This window comes from Actinomadura meridiana, assembly GCF_039537545.1.
In the GTDB taxonomy this organism is placed as follows: domain Bacteria; phylum Actinomycetota; class Actinomycetes; order Streptosporangiales; family Streptosporangiaceae; genus Spirillospora; species Spirillospora meridiana.
Window position 1 is genome coordinate 202,029 of sequence record NZ_BAABAS010000026.1, and the last position, 20,948, is coordinate 222,976.

Annotated in this window: 20 protein-coding genes; 7 read left to right on the forward strand and 13 right to left on the reverse strand. The window is 68.4% G+C overall.

The window, feature by feature from the left end:
- Positions 1-108: 108 nt before the first annotated feature.
- From ABD808_RS32865 to ABD808_RS32875, 3 genes are all read right to left on the reverse strand, one after another.
- The gene (locus ABD808_RS32865; RefSeq protein WP_344905376.1) at positions 109-1,923 is read right to left on the reverse strand and encodes an alpha/beta hydrolase; all 1,815 of its coding nucleotides are present in this window, start codon (positions 1,921-1,923) and stop codon (positions 109-111) included.
- 235 nt (positions 1,924-2,158) lie between these two features.
- Positions 2,159-3,022 carry an acyl-CoA thioesterase II gene (gene tesB / locus ABD808_RS32870; RefSeq protein WP_344905379.1) on the reverse strand — a complete coding sequence of 288 codons (864 nt, stop codon included), beginning with the start codon at positions 3,020-3,022 and terminating at the stop codon, positions 2,159-2,161.
- Positions 3,023-3,105: 83 nt separating this feature from the next.
- Complete coding sequence (locus tag ABD808_RS32875; protein ID WP_344905382.1) at positions 3,106-5,217, reverse strand: ATP-dependent DNA helicase UvrD2; 2,112 nt, start codon at positions 5,215-5,217, stop codon at positions 3,106-3,108.
- A 131-nt stretch (positions 5,218-5,348) separates the two neighbouring features.
- On the opposite strand from ABD808_RS32875, the gene ABD808_RS32880 reads away from it, so the two are divergent.
- Positions 5,349-5,630, forward strand: coding sequence for a mycoredoxin (locus tag ABD808_RS32880; RefSeq protein WP_344905385.1), 282 nt, complete (start codon positions 5,349-5,351; stop codon positions 5,628-5,630).
- Between the two features lie 67 nt (positions 5,631-5,697).
- Here the strand turns inward: ABD808_RS32880 and nudC are convergent, their stop codons facing one another.
- The 3 genes from nudC to ABD808_RS32895 form a co-directional block, all read right to left on the reverse strand.
- Positions 5,698-6,612: an NAD(+) diphosphatase gene (gene nudC, locus ABD808_RS32885; RefSeq protein WP_344905388.1), complete on the reverse strand. Its 915-nt coding sequence runs from the start codon at positions 6,610-6,612 to the stop codon at positions 5,698-5,700.
- Between the two features lie 17 nt (positions 6,613-6,629).
- The gene (locus ABD808_RS32890) at positions 6,630-8,015 is read right to left on the reverse strand and encodes a dipeptidase (protein WP_344905391.1); all 1,386 of its coding nucleotides are present in this window, start codon (positions 8,013-8,015) and stop codon (positions 6,630-6,632) included.
- Positions 8,016-8,134: 119 nt separating this feature from the next.
- Entirely contained in the window at positions 8,135-8,743 is a 609-nt protein-coding gene (locus ABD808_RS32895; RefSeq protein WP_344905394.1) for an HD domain-containing protein, read from the reverse strand.
- Between the two features lie 189 nt (positions 8,744-8,932).
- On the opposite strand from ABD808_RS32895, the gene ABD808_RS32900 reads away from it, so the two are divergent.
- From ABD808_RS32900 to ABD808_RS32920, 5 genes are all read left to right on the forward strand, one after another.
- On the forward strand, positions 8,933-10,084 hold the full coding sequence (locus tag ABD808_RS32900; RefSeq protein WP_344905397.1) for an ATP-grasp domain-containing protein: 1,152 nt from the start codon (positions 8,933-8,935) through the stop codon (positions 10,082-10,084).
- Positions 10,081-11,679, forward strand: a complete 1,599-nt coding sequence (locus ABD808_RS32905) for an IucA/IucC family protein (protein ID WP_344905400.1) — start codon at positions 10,081-10,083, stop codon at positions 11,677-11,679. Before ABD808_RS32900 ends, ABD808_RS32905 begins: the two co-directional genes overlap by 4 nt.
- Complete coding sequence (locus ABD808_RS32910) at positions 11,670-13,298, forward strand: IucA/IucC family protein (RefSeq protein WP_344905403.1); 1,629 nt, start codon at positions 11,670-11,672, stop codon at positions 13,296-13,298. Before ABD808_RS32905 ends, ABD808_RS32910 begins: the two co-directional genes overlap by 10 nt.
- Entirely contained in the window at positions 13,295-14,374 is a 1,080-nt protein-coding gene (locus ABD808_RS32915) for an alanine racemase (RefSeq protein WP_344905406.1), read from the forward strand. The genes ABD808_RS32910 and ABD808_RS32915 overlap by 4 nt, the downstream gene beginning before the upstream one ends.
- 226 nt (positions 14,375-14,600) lie before the next feature.
- Positions 14,601-16,115 carry an AMP-binding protein gene (locus ABD808_RS32920; RefSeq protein WP_344905944.1) on the forward strand — a complete coding sequence of 505 codons (1,515 nt, stop codon included), beginning with the start codon at positions 14,601-14,603 and terminating at the stop codon, positions 16,113-16,115.
- A gap of 21 nt (positions 16,116-16,136) precedes the next feature.
- On the opposite strand, the gene ABD808_RS32925 is transcribed toward ABD808_RS32920, so the two are convergent.
- The 4 genes from ABD808_RS32925 to ABD808_RS32940 all read right to left on the reverse strand — a co-directional run bounded on the left by ABD808_RS32925 (position 16,137) and on the right by ABD808_RS32940 (position 18,760).
- Positions 16,137-16,427, reverse strand: a complete 291-nt coding sequence (locus ABD808_RS32925; protein WP_344905409.1) for a hypothetical protein — start codon at positions 16,425-16,427, stop codon at positions 16,137-16,139.
- Between the two features lie 59 nt (positions 16,428-16,486).
- Complete coding sequence (locus ABD808_RS32930; RefSeq protein ID WP_344905412.1) at positions 16,487-17,266, reverse strand: class I SAM-dependent methyltransferase; 780 nt, start codon at positions 17,264-17,266, stop codon at positions 16,487-16,489.
- 496 nt (positions 17,267-17,762) lie between these two features.
- Positions 17,763-17,951 carry a DUF397 domain-containing protein gene (locus tag ABD808_RS32935; RefSeq protein WP_344905415.1) on the reverse strand — a complete coding sequence of 63 codons (189 nt, stop codon included), beginning with the start codon at positions 17,949-17,951 and terminating at the stop codon, positions 17,763-17,765.
- Positions 17,948-18,760: a Scr1 family TA system antitoxin-like transcriptional regulator gene (locus tag ABD808_RS32940; protein ID WP_344905418.1), complete on the reverse strand. Its 813-nt coding sequence runs from the start codon at positions 18,758-18,760 to the stop codon at positions 17,948-17,950. The genes ABD808_RS32935 and ABD808_RS32940 overlap by 4 nt, the downstream gene beginning before the upstream one ends.
- A gap of 100 nt (positions 18,761-18,860) precedes the next feature.
- Here ABD808_RS32940 and ABD808_RS32945 point away from each other — a divergent pair, with 100 nt between their 5' ends.
- Positions 18,861-19,286, forward strand: a complete 426-nt coding sequence (locus tag ABD808_RS32945; protein ID WP_344905421.1) for an ATP-binding protein — start codon at positions 18,861-18,863, stop codon at positions 19,284-19,286.
- Positions 19,287-19,309: 23 nt separating this feature from the next.
- Here ABD808_RS32945 and ABD808_RS32950 read toward each other — a convergent pair whose 3' ends face one another.
- Genes ABD808_RS32950 through ABD808_RS32960 form a run of 3 tightly spaced genes read right to left on the reverse strand, consistent with a single transcriptional unit; the run spans position 19,310 to position 20,947 of the window.
- Entirely contained in the window at positions 19,310-19,855 is a 546-nt protein-coding gene (locus ABD808_RS32950) for a hypothetical protein (RefSeq protein ID WP_344905424.1), read from the reverse strand.
- The gene (locus tag ABD808_RS32955) at positions 19,852-20,499 is read right to left on the reverse strand and encodes a hypothetical protein (protein ID WP_344905427.1); all 648 of its coding nucleotides are present in this window, start codon (positions 20,497-20,499) and stop codon (positions 19,852-19,854) included. Before ABD808_RS32955 ends, ABD808_RS32950 begins: the two co-directional genes overlap by 4 nt.
- A complete protein-coding gene (locus ABD808_RS32960; protein ID WP_344905430.1) occupies positions 20,423-20,947 on the reverse strand; it encodes a hypothetical protein in 525 nt (174 codons plus the stop codon). Before ABD808_RS32960 ends, ABD808_RS32955 begins: the two co-directional genes overlap by 77 nt.
- Position 20,948 lies beyond the last annotated feature (1 nt).

The window sequence follows — 20,948 nt, forward strand, 5'->3', positions numbered from 1 at the left end:
TGACTTCACTCTGTTTCCCGAGCGACCCCACGCCGTTTCGGGGACGCGGTCTCCCGTGAGGATCGTCCTCACGGGTGACCGCGCCGTCCACCATCGCGGAGGCTCAGGTCACCGGGTTCCGAGCAGGATGGACGTCGGTACCGGCGTCGCCACCGGCGGCAGCGACGTCGCCTCGCCGTTCGCCCGCGCGGCGGCGGAGGGGCGGGTCGCCAGGGCGGCGGCGCCCACGGGGGCCCTGGTGCGGAGCGCGGACTCGGGGGCGTCCTCGAACGGCTGGAGGTCGCCGACGCACACCTTGCCCGCGGGCGGCAGCGTGCCGTCGAGGAGGTAGCCCTCGACGGCGTTGGTCACGCAGGCGGAGGTGCCGAGGGCGGTGTGCCCCCAGCTGTCGCTGGACAGCAGCCGGCTGTTCGGCAGCAGCTTGCTGGACGACACCGCGGCGTCGTAGTTCGTGGCCGGGTCGTAGTAGTTCCCGACGAACAGGACGGGCGCGTTGGTCCGCCGGTTGAAGGGGCCGGTGTAGGCGTCCTCGTCGCGGACCTTCCAGGCGTCACCGGCGCACTGGACGCTGCCCCAGCCCCACGCCCGCCCGAAGTAGGGCGCGCGCTTGTCGGACTTCGCGGTCATCGCGGGCCAGTCCCCGGCCTTCTTCGGGTGACGGCCGTCGGTGCAGACGACGGAACTGAAGGCGTCGGTGCCGTTGTCGTAGGGGAAGTCCATCGCGGTGACCTGCCGGGCCGCCTCCCGCTGCCGCCGGACTTCGGCACGGCGCTCGGCGATGTGGGCGGTGAGGGTCTTGCGCGCCGCGACCGCCCGCGCCGTCGAGCCGGACGAGGTCGCCTTCCACAGCTCGGTGATCATCGAGTCCATGACGGCGGAGCCCTCGGGGTAGTACAGCAGGGCGAGCATGTAGCTGACGAAGTCGGCGTAGGTGACCTTCTCGCCCTCGAGGTCGGCGGGCTTGGCCTTCAGCCGCTCGGCGAGGACGGCGAAGTTCTTGACGGGGTCGCCGTACTCCGCGAACTCGCACCTCTCCTTGCCCGCCTTGCCGCAGCGGACGAGGATCTCCCTCATCGCCTTGTAAGCGCCGTCGGCGGACCGCAGCCGGTCGTCGAGGAGCTGGTTTCCGGTCTTCTTGGTGCCGGTCCAGGAGACCGGGTTGAGGACGCCGTCCACGACCACGGCGCGCAGCCGGTCGGGGAACATGTTCGCGTAGTACTGGCCGAGCGCCGTGCCGTAGCTGAAGCCCAGGTAGGTCAGCTTCTTGTCACCGACCGCGCGGCGCAGGACGTCCATGTCGCGCGCGACCTGCGCGGTGGACATCGCGCCCGCGAGCTTCTTGCCGGTGGTGGAGCAGCCCTTGCCGAGCGCCTTCGCGGACTTGATGTAGCCCGCCTCCTGCTTCGCGCCGACGGGGAACGCCATGTCCATCCCGGCCAGCGCGAGCGTCTGCTCCTTGGTGGACGTGAAACAGGCCACGTTGTCGCTGAAGCCGATCCCGCGCGGGTCGAAGCCGACGATGTCGAAGCGGTCGAGGACGTTCGCGCCGAGGAACAGCGACGCACTGTAGGCCATGGTGGTGCCCTGCCCACCGGGCCCGCCCGGGTTGACGAACAGGCTGCCGATCCTCTTCTTGGGATCACGGGCCTTCATGCGCAGGACGGCGACCTCGGTGGTCGCGCCCTTCGGGTGGTCATAGTCCAGGGGCAGCCGGACGGTCGCGCATTCGGCGGTGCTGTAGCACTTGTACCAGCCGAGTTCCGGCGTGGGCACGCCGTCGACGCGCTTCTTCTCGACCGGGCTCGTCGTGTCGCCGACCGGCGCTGTTCGGACGCCCGGATCCGCGAACGCGGTGACGGCCGCGACCGGCACGAGCGTCGCGGCGGCGACCCCGATCGCGAGAACTCTGGTTCTGAGGCGCATGCGGTCCCCTTATGGGAGATCAGTGCCTTTATCCGCACAAGATGCGGAATGGACCACCTGATCCTCATGCTGCGCCGGTTTCCACGGGATCCACCAATGGACCACTCATCCGAATCGGGAGATCAACCTCAGGGAGGATTGACGCGCGCCGTCAACGCTGGTTCGCCAGGTCTTGACGCCGCCGCGCACGGCGCGGACCGCGGGGCCGTTTCGAGTCCTGTCCTGATCCGGTCAATCAGAGGTCGTTGACCCGGATCAGGCCCTCCTGCATGACGGACACGACCAGTTCGCCGGAGCGGGTGAACACCTGACCACGGGCGAGACCTCGGGCACCGCCCGCGAACGGGGTGTCCTGGTAGTAGAGCAGCCAGTCGTCGGCGCGGAACGGCCGGTGGAACCACATCGCGTGGTCGAGGCTGGCGCCCATCGTCCGCTTGTCGCCCCAGTGGAGGCCGTGGTTGAGCAGGACGGTGTCGAGCAACGTCATGTCGGACGCGTACGTCATCAGGCACACGTGCAGCAGCGGGTCGTCGGGGAGTTCGCCGTCCACCTTCAGCCACACCTTCGACTCCGGCGTGATCAGCGCGGGGTCCTTCGCCGCCTCCCAGGACAGCGGTGTCGCGTGCCGGATGTCGAACGGCCGCCGGGTCACGAACTCCCGCGCGCCGACCTCGCCGAACAGCGGCGCCATGCGGGTCAGGCTGTCCGGCAGCGTCTCGGGCGCGGGCGCGTCCGGCATGGCCGCCTGGTGCACCGGGCCCGTCTCGACGATCTGGAACGACGCCGACAGGGTGAAGATCACCTTGCCGTGCTGGACGGCGGTGACCCGCCGCGTGGTGAAGGACCGTCCGTCCCGGACCCGGTCGACGATGTAGACGATCGGGATCAGCGGGTCGCCCGGACGAAGGAAGTAGGCGTGCAGCGAATGCACGGGCCGGTTGACCGGAACCGTCCGCCCGGCGGCGACGAGCGCCTGCCCCGCGACCTGCCCCCCGAAGACGCGCTGCCGACGCTCATCGGACGTGCGCCCGCGAAAGATGTCGTTCTCGATCTGTTCGAGGTCAAGCAGGTCCAACAACGCCTTCAACGATTCCTTCACGCGCGTCAGTCTTCCTTATCGCACAGTGTGATCCCGGTCTCACCCCCCGAAACCCCACAAGCTCAGCGCCGCCACGGAGGTCGTCAGACTCCGCACAGGGTCAGGACGGCGTCGCCGTAGCGGTCGAGCTTGACCTTGCTGACGCCGGGGATGCGGGCAAGGTCCTCAACGGATTCGGGGTCGTGTTCGGCGATCGCCTGGAGCGTCGCGTCGGTGAACACGACGTAGGTGGGCACCTTCTGCTCTTCCGACACCTGGGCGCGCCACTCCTTCAGCGCGATGAGCAGTTCTTCGTTCAGCTCGGATGGACAGTCCTCGCAGCGGCCGAGCTTGCGTTCGACGGCGGCGGTCAGCGGGCGTCCGCACACCCGGCAGGGTTGCGGGCCCTTCGCGGCGCGGCGCTTCGTCCGGTCGGCGCGGGCGGGGGTGGGCGTGCCGGCGCGGCCCGTCAGCCCGGTCAGGAAGCGGGACGGGCGGCGGTGCCGCGCCCCGCCCGGCGACCGCGACAGCGCCCACGACAGCGACAGGTGCACGCGCGCGCGGGTGATCCCGACGTAGAGCAGCCGCCGTTCCTCCTCGACCTGGGCGGGCGTCTCGGCGTAGATGATCGGCAGCGTCCCCTCGACGAGGCCGACGAGGAACACCGCGTCCCACTCCAGGCCCTTGGCGGCGTGCAGGGACGCCAGGGTGACGCCCTCCAGCGGCGGCGCGTGCTGGGCGGCGGCGCGCTCCTCCAGTTCGGCGACGAACTCGGGCAGGCCCGCCTGGGGGTCGTCGGCGGCCATGTCCTCGGCGAGCTGCGCCAGCGCGGCGAGCGACTCCCATTTCGCGCGCGCGGCGCCCGCGCCCTCGGGCGGCCTGTCCGAGAACCCGGCCCCCAACAGAACGTGCCGGACGGTCTGGATCAGCCCCAGCCCGTCGGTCTCCGCGTCGGCGCCGGCCCTGGTGGCCGCCTTCAGCATGAACACGGACTGCTTGACCTCGGGCCGCTCGAAGAACCGTTCCGCGCCGCGCAGGACGTACGGGACGCCCGCAGCCGCCAGCGCCGCCTCGTACGCCTGGGACTGCGCGTTCACCCGGAACAGGATCGCCATCTCCCGCGCGGGGACGCCCTCGTCGATCAGCTTGCGGGCCCGCCGCGCCGCGTCGTCGGCCTCGGCGATCTCGTCGTCATACTCGTTGAACACCGGCTCGGGCCCGGCCTCTCGCTGGGCCACCAGCTCAAGCCCGCGCCCCTCGGGACCCGCCTGTCCGGGCCCTGCCTGTCCGGGCCCTGCCTGGCCTCGCCCCGCCTGCCCGATCACGCCGTTCGCGAGCCGGACGACCTGCGGCGTCGACCGGTAGTCGCGGACGAGCCGGACGACCTTCGCGCCCGGATGCTCTCGGGTGAAGTCGAGCAGGTGCGACGGGCTCGCGCCGGTGAACGAGTAGATCGTCTGGTTGGGGTCGCCTACGACGCACAGGTCGTCGCGGTCGCCGAGCCAGGCGTCCAGGAGCATCTTCTGCAACGGGTTGACGTCCTGGAACTCGTCCACCACGAAGTGCCGGTACTGCTCGCGGACCTGGTTCGCGACCTCCCGGTGCTCGGTCAGCACGGCGGCGGTCAGCTCCAGCATCCCCTCGAAGTCGAGCAGGTTGCGTTCGCGTCTGAGTTGCTCGTACATGGCGTAGACGCGGGCGACGTCGACGACCTCGGTGGACGGTTTGCGCCCCGCCTTGGCGACGGCGGCCGGGTAGTCCTCGGGACGGTGCTGGGTGGCCTTCGCCCATTCGATCTCGCTGGCGACGTCGCGCAGCTCCGTCCGCCCGAACGGCAGGCGGCACGCCCGCGCCGCGTCCGCCACCAGCGTGATCTTCGAGTCGATGATCTTCGGTGGTTCGCCGCCGACGACGCGCGGCCAGAAGTAGGTGAGCTGGCGCAGCGCCGCCGCGTGGAACGTGCGCGCCTGGACGCCGGGCGCCCCGAGCATCCGCAACCGGCTGCGCAGCTCCCCCGCCGCCCGGGTGGTGAACGTCACGGCGAGCACCCGCTGCGGCGTCACGACACCGGTCAGCGCGGCGTAGGCGATGCGGTGCGTGATGGCCCTGGTCTTGCCCGTCCCGGCGCCCGCGAGCACGCAGACCGGCCCCTGCACCGCCTCGGCGACCTCACGCTGTTCGGGGTCGAGCCCCGCCAGCACCGACTCAGCCATCATCCCCCCATAGTGGCAGCCCGCCCCACCCGTCCCGCCACTATCTCCACCTGTGGACAACCTGGAATGCGCGGCGCGCGTCCACTGTTGTCGGGTACGCCGACACAACGACGAGCAGGGGAGACGACGCAGCGATGGCGACGCCGACGGTTGACCGTGCCAAGGACCCGACCGGCCAGCTCACCATGTACACGACGACCTGGTGCGGTTTCTGCCGACGGCTCAAGAGCCAACTGGCCCGCGACGGCATCGAGATGGTGGAGGTCGACATCGAACGCGACCCGGCGGCCGCCGAGTTCGTCATGAGCGTCAACGGCGGAAATCAGACCGTTCCGACCGTTCTGTACCCGGACGGCACGGCCGTGACCAACCCGAGCGCGAAGGCGGTCAAGGCCAAGCTCGCGTCACTCGCCTGACCTTGCTCAAAGGGCCGCCGTCAGAAGGGCCCGCTGTCAGAAGGGCCCGCTGTCAGAAGGGCCGCCGTCAGAAGGGCTGCATCTTTGGGAGCTGGTCGCCGTACCAGCGGATGATGAGTTGGGCTGCGATGGAGAGGGGGCCGGGGGCCACCAGGTCCCCGGCGTCGATGGCGGCGCGGAGTTCGGCGCGGGTGTACCAGGCGGCGTCCAGGATCTCTTCCGGGTCGGGACGTAGCGGGGTGTCGCCGTCCGTCGTGGCGGTGAAGCCGAGCATCAGGCTCTGCGGTAGCGGCCACGGCTGGCTGCCGACGTAGCGGACGTCCCGGACGGGCAGCCCGACCTCCTCGTGCACCTCCCGCGCGACGGCCTGTTCGAGTGATTCGCCTGGTTCGACGAAGCCCGCGAGGATCGAGCGGCGGTCGGCGGGCCACTGGGGCCCGCGCGCGAGCAGGATCCGGTCGTTCTCGTCGGTGACCAGCATGATGACGGCGGGGTCGACGCGCGGGAAGTGCTGCGAACCGTCCTCGGGGCAGACGCGCACGTGTCCGGCGGACGTGACGCGGGTCACGGTGCCGCAGCGCGGGCAGTGCCGGTGGGTTCTGTGCCAGTGCTCCAGTGCCACGGCGTGCGTGATCAGGCCGGAGTCGCGGTCGCCGAGGATCGCGCCGACGCGGCGGAGCCCGGCGGTGCCGGTGCCCTCGATGGTGGGCAGTTCGCCGGACACGCCGAAGTAGACCGTTCCGGCCTCGTCTTCGCCGAGGAGCCAGCGGTCGCCGTCCGGCGCCTGGTCGGGTGAGACCAGGACCAACGACGGGTCTGGTTCGTAGGTGACGAGCGCGCGGCCGTCGTCAACGACGACCACGCGGGTGTCCGGCGCGGCCCAGGCGGCGTCCAGCCAGGCGTCGTCGCGACGGTTCAGCGCGACCCTGTCGAGCGTTCCACGCGCGAGCGCGAGCCACTCCAAGGGTGCTGTGTCAGCCATGCGTCCTCCGGGATGTTCTAGCGCAGCGCGGTCGCGAGTTCTTCCCACAGGTACGCGACGGCTTCCGCGCCCTTGAGGAGGAGCGGTATCTCGACCTTCTCGTTGGGGGCGTGGATGCGGTCGCCGTTCAACCCGACCGCGACGAAGATGAGCGGTGCTTCCAGCACGTCGGCGAGGTCGGCTTCGGGGCCGCTTCCGCCTTCGCGGGTGAACAGTACGTCCGTTCCGAACGCGCGTTCCATGGCGCGGCGCGCCGCGCTGACCCCGGCGGAGTCGATCGGCGAGAAGCACGGGCGGACGCCGCTGCCCGGAACGTCCACGTCGGCCTCGATGCCAGGCGGGACATGCTCGTTGACCCACGCCTCGAACGCCATCTGTATTTTGCGGGGGTCCTGACCCGCGACCAATCGGAACGACACCTTGGCGTGGGCTTCGCTGGGGACGATGGTCTTGCCGCCCGGCCCGGTATGTCCTCCCCACATGCCGTTGATCTCGGCGGTGGGACGGGCCCAGATGCGTTCGAGGGTCGTGTAACCCTTCTCGCCGTGGGTGGCACGGCTGTCGCCCGCTCCGCGCAACCACTCGTCCTCGTCGAACGGGAGGCGCGCGAACAGTGTCCGTTCCTCGTCGGTCAGCGGGACGACGTCGTCGTAGAAACCGGGCACGGCGACACGGTTGTCGGCGTCGTGCAAGGCGGCGAGCAGTTCCGCCATCGCGTGGAGCGGGTTCGGGACGGCGCCGCCGAACGATCCGGAGTGCAGGTCGCGGGACGGTCCGCGCAGCGTGACCTCGGCTTCGGTGAGCCCGCGCATTCCGGTGCACATGGACGGGACGTCCGCGGCCCACATCGTGGTGTCGCTGATGACGACGGCGTCGCAGCTGAGCCGTTCCCGGTGGGCCCAGAGCAGGTCGGCGAAGTGCACCGACCCCGATTCCTCCTCGCCCTCCACCAGCAGTTTGATCGTGACGGGCGGGGCCTGCCGTCCGGACGCGGCGATACCGGCGCGGAGCCCGAGCGTGTGGAAGAAGATCTGGCCCTTGTCGTCGGACGCGCCCCGCCCGATGAGCTGTTCGCCCCGTTCCACGGGGTCGAAGGGGTCGGTGTCCCACTCGTCCAGGGGTTCGACGGGCTGGACGTCATGGTGGCCGTACACGACCACGGCGGGAGCGTCCGGGTCTTCGGCGGGCCACTCGGCGTACACGGCGGGGTGCCCGGGCGTCTCCCAGATCTCAACGGTGGGGAAACCGTGCCCGCGCAGATGGTCGGCGAGCCAGTCCGCCGACCTCCGCACGTCCGCGGCATGGGCCGGGTCCCCGGAGATGGACGGAATCGTCAGCCACTCCTTCAAGTCGGCGACGAATCGCTCCTTTCGGGCCTGAATGTATGCGACTACCTCGTTCACCTGCATGCCCCTTCGCATGTCGTAGTGCCAGGCAGAACTTTCGTTTTCGGGGGTTCTTGGGGGCCCTGCGCGGCCAGGGTTTCCAAGACAGAGAATCTCACAGTAAGGGATGTTGTTAACTAGGCGCTCAGGAGCAGCAGCTCCGTTCGAATGTTGGTGCGCGCGTGTTGTTCGTAGCGTTCATGAGCCGTGTCGGTGTGGAAGAGCTGCGGTAGCGCGAGTAGCCCGTTGAGGACTTCGGACCGTCCGGCACGGTAGAGCTCCTCGGGGACGAACCCGTACTCCTCGCGGACGTCGGCGGCATAGGCGGCGTACCGGTCGGGGTCCGCGCCGAGGATCGCGAGGTCCGCGTCACAGAGCACCTGGCCGTCGCGGTCGTCGTCGTCCGGCGCGTGCGTGGCGGTCAGCTCCACGAGGCGGACGACCTCGTCGACGACCGTCGCCGGGAGGTCGGTGTCGGCGAGCATGCGGGTGGCGAGGCGGGCGCTGCGCTCCTCGTTGTCGGCGCGTTCGGGGTCGTAGACGGCGTCATGGAACCAGGCGGCGAGCCGCACGGTGTCGGGGGCCTCCGCTTGCCCGGCCAGCTCGTCCACCAGGTCGAGGACGGCGGCGAGGTGCTGCCGCGTGTGGTAGCGGCGATGCGGCTCGCCATAGCGCTTGTCCAGCTCCGCCCCGATGTGCCGGGTGTGCGGCCCCGCGAGGGCGACCCACCGGTCGACAAGATCCATGGCCACATCCTGACCGACGGGCCGCGGACGTGGAACACCCCGTCCGGGACACGCGCGCCGTCGTCCTTGCCCCCACGGTGCGGCCCCGCCACTATGGAGTGGCGAGTTAGGCAAGCCTTACCTCACAGTCCGGTTGAACTTATGCACTGGAAAGGCCGATCGTGGCCGCCTCTCCATCTATGTCCGCTTATGTCCTCTGGTAAGGCGACTTATCTGGTCGCCGCGAAGCCGACCGACGCGGTGACGCACGGTTTCCTGCCCGCCGCCGCCCGGCTGGGCCTGGACGTGACGCTGCTCACGGATCGCCCGGCGGCGCACAGCGGAGCGCATGCTGGACGGGTGGTCGAATGCGACGTTTTCGACTTCCGGGAGATCATCGCCGCGGTCGACCGCGAACCGGCGGCGGTCTTCTCCAACAGCGACTTCCTCCAGGCGCCCACCGCGCTCGCCGCCGCCTACTTCGGGCTACCCGCCAAGGACTGGCGGGCGGCGACCCGGACGAAGAACAAGGCGCTCATGCGCCGCCACCTAGCGTCACACGACCCGGTCTTCTCGGCGGACGCCCGCCAGGTGCCGGACGACGCGCCGTACCCCCTCGTGGTGAAGCCCCGTGAGGGCGTCGCCAGCGAAGACGTGTTCCTGGTCAAGGACGCAGTGGAACTGGCCAGACGAGCCGACGAGATCGCCGCCCACCGGGACGATCCGCTGGTGGCCGAGGAGTACCTTCCGGGTCGTCTCCACACTCTCGAAACACTCGGCGACGGTCGTGAACTGCGCGTCCTGGGTTCGTTCCGCACGACGCTGTCTCCGCCACCCTCCTTCGTGGAGGAGCGCCTGGAGTGGACGGCCCCGCCGCCGGAAACCCTCCAGGTTCTGGAGCAGCTCGACGCGCTGGGCGTCGGTTTCGGGGCGTGCCACACGGAGTTCGTCGTCCATGAGGGCAGGGCCCGCATCATCGAGGTCAACTACCGGCTGATCGGTGACCACTGTGACTTCCTCTTAGCGGAACTGTTGGACGTGCCCTTGTTCGAGCAGATCCTGACCGTGCACCTGGGCGGGCACCTCTCCGGCTGGCTGCCTCGCCACCCGCGTCACGCCGTCGCGGAACCGGTCATCGCCGACCGCTCCGGCACGTTGACGTCCGCGCCGGGCACGATCCAGCTGGACGACGGCCCGGTCCGGCTCGCGTACCGCCCGCAACGCACGGTTGGAGACCCCGTCGTCGTCACCCGCACGAACCGCGACTACCTGGGCACCATTCACGCCATCGGCCCCGGACCGGACGAGGTGGACGCCGCCCTCGCGCGCTTCCGCGCCGCCCATGACTGGACGATCGCGTGACCGGCGACCCGGTCGAGAGCCCACTCGCCGCGCGCGTCCTGGACGCGCTGCTCCGCGAGAACTACGCGGGCCTTGTCGGGTTGGTCCAGCGGGAGACGTTGCGGTTGCCGAACCGTTCCGTCCGCCTTCTGCGAGCACGTCCGGCCTTCCTGTCCGAACTGGTCGTGGACCCGGCGCAGGGCCTGACGCTGAACGACGTGCTCGTCGCCGTCCGCGCACTCGCCGACCCGCGCGACGAAACGGCCGCTTTTGAGCGGGAATGCCGGGACGCGCTCGCGACGATCAAGCTGCACCGGGACGCGCGACCGGCGGTGCACCGGCGGCTGGCGCGGCTCCCGGACGAGTTGCGGACCGGCCCGGGGGCGTTCTACGAGACGCTGGCGGCCTACAACGACCATCCGGTACACCCGACCGGGCGGAGCCGCGCCGGGCTGTCCCTGGCGGATCTGAGCCGTTACGCGCCCGAGTTCGGCCCGTCGTTCACGCTGCGCTGGGCGGCGGTGCGGGACGCGACGCTCGCCGGGTCGCCGCCCGTTTGGTGGCCGACGCCGTCCGACGTCGGCCTGGACGCGCCGGGCGCCCTGTCCACTTTCCGCCTGTTCCCCGTCCACCCGCTGGCGGTGCGGCAGGTCGCCGAGCACCGGGGCGCGATCCTCGCGCCTGACCCGTACTTGCAGGTCACCCCCACGCTCTCCATGCGGACCGTCACCGCCGCACCGCTCGACCATCTCAAGCTGCCACTGCCGACCAGCACGCTCGGCCTCCGCAACCGCCGCACGATCGTGCCCGGCACACTTCCCGACGGCGCGCTCGTCGAACGCGTCCTCCGCGACGTCCTGGCACGGGAATCCGATCTCCCGATCCTTCTCGCCGACGAACAGACCTACGGCCACGCACAGGACCCGCTTCTCGGCTACCTGGTGCGGCGTTTCCCACCCGAGACCGCACACGCGCACATCGTCCCTGTAGCGGCCCTGCTAGCTGAGTCCCCCGACGACACGAACGCCTATGTGATCGAACGCTGGGACATCCGTTCCCTCTTCGACGCGTACCTGTCGGCGCTGTTCTCCTTTAACGTCACGCTGTTCCGCTACGGCATCGCGCTAGAGGCACACCAGCAGAACGTGGCCCTGGTCTTGGACGACGCCCCGCTGCGCCTACTGCTCAAGGACAACGACGGCGCGCTCATCAACACGTCCCGCCTCCGGGAGCGTCTCCCGCCGTCCCCCACCGCAGACCCGCGCGACCTCATCGACCGGCGCATGACCACCAGCGACGACGAGGCGCTCGCCCGCGTCTTCGTCACCATCACGCTGCACCTGTGCGCCGCCGCCCCGGCCCTGGGCCTGGCCGAGCGGGGCCTGCTGCCGTGGCGTACCGGGCTGGCGATGATCCGCGAACGGCTCGACGAGGCGCTCGGCCCGGGCGAGACGTTCCTGCGCGCCCGCACGCTGGACGCCGACACGCTGCCCGGCAAGGCCATGGTCACCGCCGGAACCCTCGTCGACAAGGCCAGGACAGGCGCCGCCGACATCAACAAGCACTACGGCCCACCAGGACCCAACTACCTACTACCGGACGTGAAGTGCTGCTGACAGAACCCACCGAACTGACCGAACCGGCCATGTCCGCCGACGAGGCCACCTCCACCGCGCTGCTCAACTGCCTGATCCGCGAAGTGTGCGGACCGGAGCAACAAACCTGGCCGGACGGCGCGCATCTGGTCGCCCGCCTCCCCCGCGCGGGCGTCATGCTGCGCACCGGCCTGACCCGTCCACCGGTGGGCGCCGCGCTCCGCCTGGCCCCGCCGTACGAGGAGCAGCGGGGGGACGGCTGGGTCCCGGCGTCCTGGGACAGGCTGGCGAACCTCGTCGCCGGTGAACTGGAACTGGCGACCGGCCGCCCGAACCCCGAGTTCCTCAGCCAGGTGCACGACAGCCACACCGCGTTGGCGGCCATCCTCACCGCGCGTCGCGACATCGGCTTCCCGGACGACGCCTACATCGACTCCGAGCAGTCGTTGGTGGCGGGCCACAGGTTCCATCCATCCCCCAAGTCGCGGCAGGGTTCACCGACTGACTGGCTCCAGTACGCGCCAGAGACCAGGGCTCGTTTCCGCCCACTGTGGCTTGCCGTCGCAGAGCACCTCATAGCCGAAGAGGGGGCTAGCGAGGCATTCACGGCTCTGGAAGCGTTCGCCCCTCGCGTTCCCCCGGGCCGCAGGTTGCTTCCCGTCCACCCGTGGCAGTTCTCCTTGCTGGCGGACAACCCCGTCTTGCAGAGGGCCCTGGCGGAGGGGGCTGTGCTCAACCTCGGGCCGTCCGATATGGAGGCGGTGCCGACGTCGTCCGTCCGGACGGCGTACCTGCCGGACGCGGACGTGTTCTGCAAGTTCAGCCTGGACGTGCGCATCACGAACTGCGTCCGCAAGAACGCCTGGTACGAGTTGGCCGGGGCGATCACCCTCAACGACCTCGTACCGCCCATCTTCAGGAAGCTGAATTCTGTTTCCTTTCTCACAGAACCCGCGTACCGCACCATCGCGCTCGCCGACCGCCGCCTGTACGAGGGCTTGGGCGTGATCCTCCGCGAGGGCGTCAAAGCCCTCCCCGGCACGCCACTCCTCGCGGGAGCCCTCGCCGACCCCTACAGCACGACTCTCGCCGACCTGCCCGCACTGGCGACCCCGGACGGTGCCCTCGCCTGGTGGGACGCCTACGTGGAGCACGTGGCGCCCCCGGTCCTGAGCGCCTATCTCGACTACGGCGTCGTCCTGGAACCACACCTCCAGAACGTCCTCATCTGCGTGGACACCGAGGGCATGCCCGTCCACGGTGCGTTCCGAGACCTGGAGGGCACCAAGCTCACCGCGGGCCGCTGGGACCTCTCGCACCTCCCGTCCCCCGTGGCCGAGAGCCTCACCTACACCCCCGACCGAGGCTGGAACCGCGTCGTCTACTGCCTCGTCGTCAACCACCTGACGGAAATAGCCGCCGCGATAGCCGACCTGCACCCCGTCCTGGAGAAAAGACTCTGGCGAACCGCCAGAAAACACTTCGCCGCCCACGACCGCCACCCGCAGGTAAGGGCACTGCTGGCCGGTGTACCGCTACCGGCCAAGGCGAACCTCCGCACCCGCTGGTCCCGTACAGCCGACCGCGGCGCGACCTACGTTCCCACTGCCAACCCCTTGGCCACGCCCCGACCGCTATGAACGAACACGCCACCCGGCTCGACAGCTACCCGGCCTACATCTACGACCTCGCCGGTCTGAAATCCCACGCCGCGTCCATCCGCGCCGCGCTGGGACCCACCGAACTCTTCTACGCCGCCAAAGCCAACCCGGACGCCGAGATCCTCCGCACGCTGGCGCCCCACGTGGACGGCATAGAGGTCTCGTCCGGCGGCGAACTGACCCACGTCCGGAAAACCCTTCCCAAAATCCGCACCGCCTTCGGTGGCCCCGGCAAAACCGCCGAAGAACTGGCCCTCGCCCACAGGGTCGACCGAATCCACGTGGAAAGCCCCAGCGAACTGGCCCGCCTGGCCGCACTGGGCTCCTCCAACATCCTGCTCCGGGCGAACCTCCCACTGAAAACACCGAACGCCGCCCTGACCATGAGCGGCCCCTTCGGAATGGACGAGGACGCCCTCAACGAATGCGCCTACCTCCTCGCGGACCATCCCCAACTCACCCTGCACGGCGTCCACGCCCACCTCGCCTCGGGCATGGACGCGCGCACCATGCTCAAACTGGCGTACCGCATAGCCGAATGGGCACTCCCCTGGCTCAAGGACCACGGCGTCGACAACCCCGAACTGAACGTGGGCGGCGGCATGGCCGTCGACTACTCACGCCCCCAAACCCGCTTCGACTGGGAGACCTACGGCGCGGGCCTCAGCCTCATCCCCGCCAAGGTCCGCGTGGAACCCGGCCGATCCATGACCGCCTACCACGGCTGGTACGTCACCGACGTCCTCGATGTCAAAACAACCCACGGCGAGACCTACATCATTCTCCGAGGCGGCACCCACCACCTGAGAACCCCCGTAACAAAAGGCCACAACCAACCTTTCAAGGTCCTCACCGCAAGCGGCATAGGAAGCCCAGCCACCCTGGTAGGCCAACTCTGCACCCCAAAGGACGTCTTCGCCCGCAACGTCCTGGTCCCACCGCTAACCCCAGGCGACATAATCGCCTTCACCATGGCAGGCGCCTACGCCTGGAACATCTCCCACCACGACTTCCTCATGCACCCAAAACCAAGCTTCGTTTACTGGGAAGGTTAGTATTCACAGGTGGCTGACCCCTCAAATCTTTCGACTGCGCGGTTTGGGCGAGGGCGGTATGAGCCATAGCTTGCGTGAGGCCGGGTAGACCCTCGGATGCAGGGCTCGTTGGTGCGGGCGGGTGTGGATCTTTGAGGGGAACGGGTCGGTGTTGTTGGTGGATCGGGCGCGGGGTTTGGCGGGGCTCGGGGTGCGGACGACGCGGGCGTTGTGGGACGTCGGGGTCATGCGGCCGGTGCGGCCGGATCGGGCCGCGCGTGTGTTGTTCGCCTGTGCGCGGTTCGGGGCCGTACCGGCGACGGTCGGTGCCGTGGCCGCGCTGCGGTTTCCCGACCGGACGGCGTTGATCGACGAGCGCGGGTCGTTGTCGTACCGGGAGCTTGAGCGGCGGGCTGCTTCGCTCGCCATCGCTTTTCGCGATCGGGCGGACGGCCGCAATGTGGGGATCTTGTGCCGCAACCATCGAGGATTTGTGGAGAGCGTTCTCGCGGCGTCACGCTTGGGGAACGACGTGGTCCTGCTTAACACGGATTTCTCGGCCGTGCAGCTCGGGCAGGTTCTTGAGCGCGAGGGTATTGGGTTGCTCGTCCACGATGAGGAATTCGATTCGGTCGTGGCCAACTCGGGATTCAAGGGGCGGAGGCTGCTTGCGTGGACGGACGATGGTGAGTCGATTGAGTCATTGATGGACTGCACTGAGGCTGAGCCGATTTGGACGGAGAAAGCCGGGCGTCTGGTGGTGATGACCTCGGGAACTACGGGGACGCCTAAAGGGGCTCGGCACGATCTGTCGGTTTCGGTGTTGCTGCCTGTGGCGCTCAGTCATCTTCTGCGAGTTCCGGTGCGGTCGGGTGCGCCCATTGTGATCGCGCCGCCGTTGTTCCATGTGTTGGGGCTCGGCTACTTGGTGTTTGGGCTTGCTGTGGGGATGCCGGTCGTCCTGTCTCGGCGGTTCGACGTCCGGGAGACGGTGGACGCGGTCGCGGACTGTGAGGCGGGAGCGTTGGTCGCGGTGCCGGTGATGCTCCAGCGCATCTTGGAGTTGGAGGACGTGCCCTGGTCGCCCTCGCTTCGTGTTGTTGTTAGTGGCGGGGCGGCGCTTCATCCGCATGTGTCGGACGCCTTTATGGACAGGTTCGGCGACGTCCTCGTGAACGTGTACGGGGCCACCGAGACGGGGTGGGCCACGATCGCTACGTCCGATGATCTGCGGGACGCTCCCGGGACTGTCGGAAGACCGTCCTGCGGGATCAGCATCAAGATCCTCGGCGAGGACGGGCGCGAGCTTCCGGCGGGCGAGACCGGTGAGATCTACACCGGCGGAGGACTGCGGTTCGCCGGATACACGGGCGGTGGCGGCAAGCGGGTGTTGGACGGTCTGACCGGGAGCGGAGATGTCGGGCACTTCGACAAGGCCGGGCGACTGTTCATCGACGGGCGCACGGACGACATGATCGTTTCCGGTGGGGAGAACGTGTTTCCCGGCGAGGTCGAAGGGCTGCTCGGAAGCCATCCAGGCGTCGCGGAAGTGTCGGTGCGCGGGGTCGATGACGCGAAGTTCGGGCAGCGGCTCGTCGCGTACGTCGTCCGAAAGGATGGGGCGCGGCTTACCGAGGACGAGGTCAAGGCATATGTGAAGGAGCACCTCGCCCGGTACAAGGTCCCGAGGGACGTCAGGTTCGTCGACGAGCTTCCGCGTACCAGCACCGGCAAGGTGAAGGCCGGGGAGTTGGACGGCTAGGGCTCAGGCGGCTCAGGCGGCTCAGGCGGCTCCGACGCGGTTCTTGGCGGCCATGCAGATGCGGGCCAGGTCGTTGAGGGCGTCGGCGCGGCGCTCGTCCAGGGACCGGGAGTCGCCCGGGCCCGCCTCGGCGAGAGTGTCGATGACCAGGGAGAACACGGGCCATTCGGCGGGGCCGATGGCGCCCTCGAAGTCGACGCCGTCCTCCAGGTCGTCGACGTCGAGGTTGCGGGCGAAGGAGGCCAGGGCGGCCTCCGCCGCGACGACGCCGATCCGCATCGCCAGAGCTGCCGGTTCCTTGTTAGAACTCATGTTCGACAACTTAACTTAGGCGAGTGACAGTCGTCGAACATTTGATCGAAAACGTTACCCTACTCCGCGATCGCCTGCTGGAAGAGGTACGAGTGCGTGAAGTGCAGGACACCGTCCTTAACACTCGGACGCATCCCGGTGGGAGGTCCGCCCGCCAACTCGTCCTCCAGTTCCTGCCTGATCTGCGCGGCGACGTCCTCGGGGGTCTGCGAGAACTCCAGCCAAGGGTCGAGCGGGCGTACGTAGTCGAACCGCTCGGCCCGCTTCACCTCAGCACCCGCCGCCGCGACGAGCCCCGTGATCCGGGACTCCGTCAGCGCGGTGCCGTGTGAGGGGTCGCGGAGGCGCTCGATCCGATCGGGGTCGCCCACGAGGTCGTCCGGACGGATCAGGTCGGCGATGACCAGCGCGGCGCCCGGCCTGCTGACCCGGACCATCTCCCGGACGACGGTCTCGGGGTCGGCGACCTGGTGCAGCGAGAACCGGGTGACGACCAGCGTGAACGACCGGTCGACGTAGGGCAGCGCGCTCGCGTCGCCCTCGGTGAACGTGATGTTGGTGAGGCCCGCCTGGTCGGCGTCGCGTTTGCCCTCGGCGAGCATCGCGGGCGTGAGGTCGAGGGCCGTGACGTGGCGGACGCGGGCGGCGATGGCGCGGGAGACGATCCCGGTCCCCGCCGCGACCTCCAGGACGACGTCCTCAAGGTCGAGTTCGGGGTCCATGAACCGGACGAGCCGGTCCAGGTGACGGGTGAACGCGGCGTTCAGCCGGGGGTCGGCGAACCCGGCCGCCTGCTTGGAGAACTCGCGGACGACTCTCTCGTCATGCGTCACGGTCACGTTCGCCTCCTTGGATGTTTGCCCGGATCATGCCTGAAACCACCCACGGTGACCAGGGGTGAGTGAGAGTCATCACCTGGCCTGCGGCGGGGCCTTCGTCACATTCGTCCCTAGCTGGGAAGGTCCAACTCGGGAGCCAGAGGTCGGGACCAAGGCGTTTGAGCCGGGCGCGCCGGGCTTGATAGTCGGGCAGCGAGGTCGCCAAGGTTGATCGTCCGGACGGCGACGCGCAGCCCGTTCCTCCAGCAGCACTTCCATGAACGACCCGCGCCCGGATGCGCCCAGATCCTCGGCTTGAACGCCCCGTCCGGCGCGCCCTCCAGATACTCCCAGCCCATGCCTTCAAGCTGGCGGAGCAACGGAGCTTCAACCTGCACGTACTCGGGCCCGGACACGACCACCTCTCGCCTCCCGTTAGCACGCGGTCACAGGAAGCCCATCATTCCGCGCCCTTCACCCGCCACGGGAATTCCCAACCAGCCGGGCATTCCGACCACTACAGGCCGAGATCTCCCCGCTTCACCCGGCCCAGCAACCCGGCGAACGCCTCCCGCCCGAACTCCAGCCGCTCACCATCCGGCTCCTTGGAGTCGCGCACCCAGACCCCATCGTCGAACTGCGCCAACTCCACACACAGATCATCGTTTCCGCCGCCGCTGTGAGAGCTCTTCCGCCACTCAGTCACTCGTACATCCTTAAGATCTGCTCGATCAGGGTCTTGGAGTCCGCTCGGGGGAGCGCAAGCGCCCCAATCTGGTCGAAACGGAACTCTAGGATGGCAGACTCGTCGCCAGCTTCGATCAGCCGCCCGGCCACCTGCGCCACAGCGTACGAGACTCCTCTGCCACTAACCGTCATGACGTGAAAATGGCCATCCTGACCTGGATGCCACCCGACGGAACGCGAGACGACACGCACGCAGACACACTCCAAGTCGGCCAGTTCGAGTAGGTAGCGCAGTTGACCGGCCATAACCTCCGGACCGCCGACCACATTCTCCAAAACCTCCTGGTCGATGAGAACCCAGAGATAGGGCGGCCGCTTTCGTTTCAAGATCTCCTGTCGCTTCATCCGCGCCTGGGTCTCTGACTCAATCTCAGCCGCGCGACCCGCAGCCTTCAAGATCGCCTTAGCGTAAGCCTCGGTCTGCAACCAGACCGGCACGCTCTTACCGTGAAAGACCTTGATGACCTCCGCAGCCATCTCGTACTGAACGCCCTGGTTGTACCAGTCGGGGTCATGACCGCTGGTAGCGAACATGTGTAGCCGCTCGAAGTGGCCGCCGGTGTCCCATGCCTGGTCCAGGAGCGTCAAGCACTTGTCGTTCGGACGCAGGCGACCTGCTTCCCAGTTGGATACAGTCCCCCGCGTCACGCTCGCGATAAGGGCGGTCTGGGCCAGCGACAGGTTCCGCCGAGTACGGTAGAACCACAGGTCAAAGGCCATCCAGGCCCAGAGGGAAGACTTCGGGTTGATCAGCTCTCGGGCGCTCATCACTTCCCCCTACTGTATCGCGTATTTCTCAATCCACTTCAGGTTAGCTCAGAGATGCACAGAGTGTGGGCACGTTCTACCAACTCGCAGGACGGCCCCAATGAACGATCAAGACCTGACCGCATTCGCTCCAGTCGCTCCGCCCACGCCCGAGATCCGGCTGACTCTGCTGGCGGCGCCGTCCTCGGTCGTCCTAGCTCGCCACCTCGTCCGCTACTCCCTCACCTCGTGGGGCTGCGACCGCGAACTCGTCCAAGACTCCATGCTCGTGATGAGCGAGATCGTCACCAACGCCGTGGCCGCCGCCCGAGGCCGCGAGATCCGCCTCCGCTGCACCTTCCAGGGCGAAGCTCCACTCCTGGAATGCTGGGATCCCAACCCCACACTCCCAACCTTCACCGACGCCCCGGAAACCGCCGAAACCGGCCGCGGTCTCGCCATAGTCGCGGCCTACGCCAAGGCCACCGGCACCCGCCCCTCCGCCACAGGCCAGGGCAAGGTAATCTGGGCCCTAATGCCCACCTGAAAACTCAGACCCGCGGTCGACCCCTACGTGTACTCGGTGAAGTCTCCGACCACACGGCAGTCGCGACCGCTCAGCGAGACGACCACCGCACGGCGATTGATGGAGTCATGGTCGTCCTCATCGGTGAGAACTGTGGCAGGGCCCTCGGGAAGAGGACCGCCCAGGGTCGCCGCCATCTCACGAAACTCGGCGGGCGGCGACGAGCCGCGCAGACTCTCGCCCACCTGGACGAGGTCGTTCCCATCCCGGAACTCGGCAATGGACGAGCACGGCATCACGAAGGAGAACTCCAGAATGTAGGGGCGAGAGTCATGCCGGGCGGCGTACCGCAGCCGGGACACAGTGCCAGGAAGGGCCAGCGACAGATCACGTGCCGCCTGCTCGAACGTGATCCTCGGGTCGCTGCCCCGCGCCGCGCGCGGGCCGACGCCGCCCTCCCCGGCGGGAGACGGTTCCCAGGCCATCAGCGTGTACACCACCGCCGCGACACCGACGACTAGTACGCACCCGACAACCGCGGCGACGGCGAGCAGGATCACGACGCCAGGCCTGCGCGGGGAGTCCGTCATCGCGGAAAGCTCGACGAGCCGTAGACGTCGAAGTCACGCGCTAACCCGGCAGTGTGCAGGCGGGAGATGTCGGGCTGCTTGATCGAGCCCAGCAATGGCGCGTTGATAGGCAGGCGATTCTCTTCCGAGGTGCCGAAGTTGTAGCGTTTGTAGAATTTCACCTTGTAGTGCCCGTCCTCTCCGACCACCCGGTACTGGTAGCCGTTGAAGGCGTAGTACATGTCCAGGTTGGTGCGGTAGTCAAAGTTCGCGCTGCGCCAGCCTGAGTCGAAACGCCCAGACCCGTGGTGCTCGCTCAGAGTCTTCGCTATCTCGCGTTTCATCTCCGGGCTCCGCTCCATGATCTCTGAGACGTTGACGTGCTTCGTTTTCCCGTTTCCGTCAAGCCAGTGGCCGAGCAGTGCCGAGGCGGTGGGCCAGCCCTTGACGGCTCCGCCGAGAACCATCAGTTGCAGCTTCTCGTAGATCTCCCGGTCGCGGCCGGTAGGAGCCTCTACTCCGTAGAGACGCCCGAAGTCGGTCCCCGACCACAACGGCGGACGGTCCGTGAGGTCCGTCGGCAGTTCCTCATGCCAGGCACTCTCCGCGAAAAGCTTGGGAAGCACCGCGGCGAACTGCTGGTCCGCCTGCGTCGCCGTGCTCACGGGCGCTCCTCATACGCTCAGCTAGGCGCTGCACGGTGGAGTTCCACGCGCGCAGGCTCTCCGGGTCGTGCCGGTCGGCCGTGTTGAGCAGCGGCGGAATCAGTGCCCCATCGTCCCCGACCCTGATGTGCAGGCTGTGCGCCTCGTCCATCGCGTCTCGCAGTTCCCGCTGCGCGCCCCTGAACTTCTTCTCCGCGACCGACAACGCGTTGTAGATGGTGAACGCGGTGAACGCGGCGCGTTTAAGGCGCGTATGCTCGGGCAGGAACTCGTTCCTCGCGACCGTCGCCGCACGTCCCCTCCACCCGGATTCGTCGACATCTCCAATGACGTCGTCACCGTACACTTCCGCGCATCCGCGAAGCCGATCCGAGTAGTCGCGCCACGCTCGACTGGCGGCTTCCAGGTCGTCCAAGCTGGCGTCCCGAAGCGAGATGAAGTCGACCACG

Excerpts from the sequence above, each read along its gene's own strand:
- ABD808_RS32865 (WP_344905376.1), bottom strand. The coding sequence starts at position 1,923 with ATGCGCCTCAGAACCAGAGTTCTCGCGATCGGGGTCGCCGCCGCGACG.
- ABD808_RS32920 (WP_344905944.1), top strand. The coding sequence starts at position 14,601 with ATGCGGCCGGTGCGGCCGGATCGGGCCGCGCGTGTGTTGTTCGCCTGT.
- ABD808_RS32945 (WP_344905421.1), top strand. The coding sequence starts at position 18,861 with ATGAACGATCAAGACCTGACCGCATTCGCTCCAGTCGCTCCGCCCACG.
- ABD808_RS32880 (WP_344905385.1), top strand. The coding sequence starts at position 5,349 with ATGGCGACGCCGACGGTTGACCGTGCCAAGGACCCGACCGGCCAGCTC.
- ABD808_RS32900 (WP_344905397.1), top strand. The coding sequence starts at position 8,933 with ATGTCCTCTGGTAAGGCGACTTATCTGGTCGCCGCGAAGCCGACCGAC.
- ABD808_RS32925 (WP_344905409.1), bottom strand. The coding sequence starts at position 16,427 with ATGAGTTCTAACAAGGAACCGGCAGCTCTGGCGATGCGGATCGGCGTC.
- nudC (WP_344905388.1), bottom strand. The coding sequence starts at position 6,612 with ATGGCTGACACAGCACCCTTGGAGTGGCTCGCGCTCGCGCGTGGAACG.
- ABD808_RS32940 (WP_344905418.1), bottom strand. The coding sequence starts at position 18,760 with ATGAGCGCCCGAGAGCTGATCAACCCGAAGTCTTCCCTCTGGGCCTGG.
- ABD808_RS32895 (WP_344905394.1), bottom strand. The coding sequence starts at position 8,743 with ATGGATCTTGTCGACCGGTGGGTCGCCCTCGCGGGGCCGCACACCCGG.
- ABD808_RS32950 (WP_344905424.1), bottom strand. The coding sequence starts at position 19,855 with ATGACGGACTCCCCGCGCAGGCCTGGCGTCGTGATCCTGCTCGCCGTC.
- ABD808_RS32875 (WP_344905382.1), bottom strand. The coding sequence starts at position 5,217 with ATGATGGCTGAGTCGGTGCTGGCGGGGCTCGACCCCGAACAGCGTGAG.
- ABD808_RS32915 (WP_344905406.1), top strand. The coding sequence starts at position 13,295 with ATGAACGAACACGCCACCCGGCTCGACAGCTACCCGGCCTACATCTAC.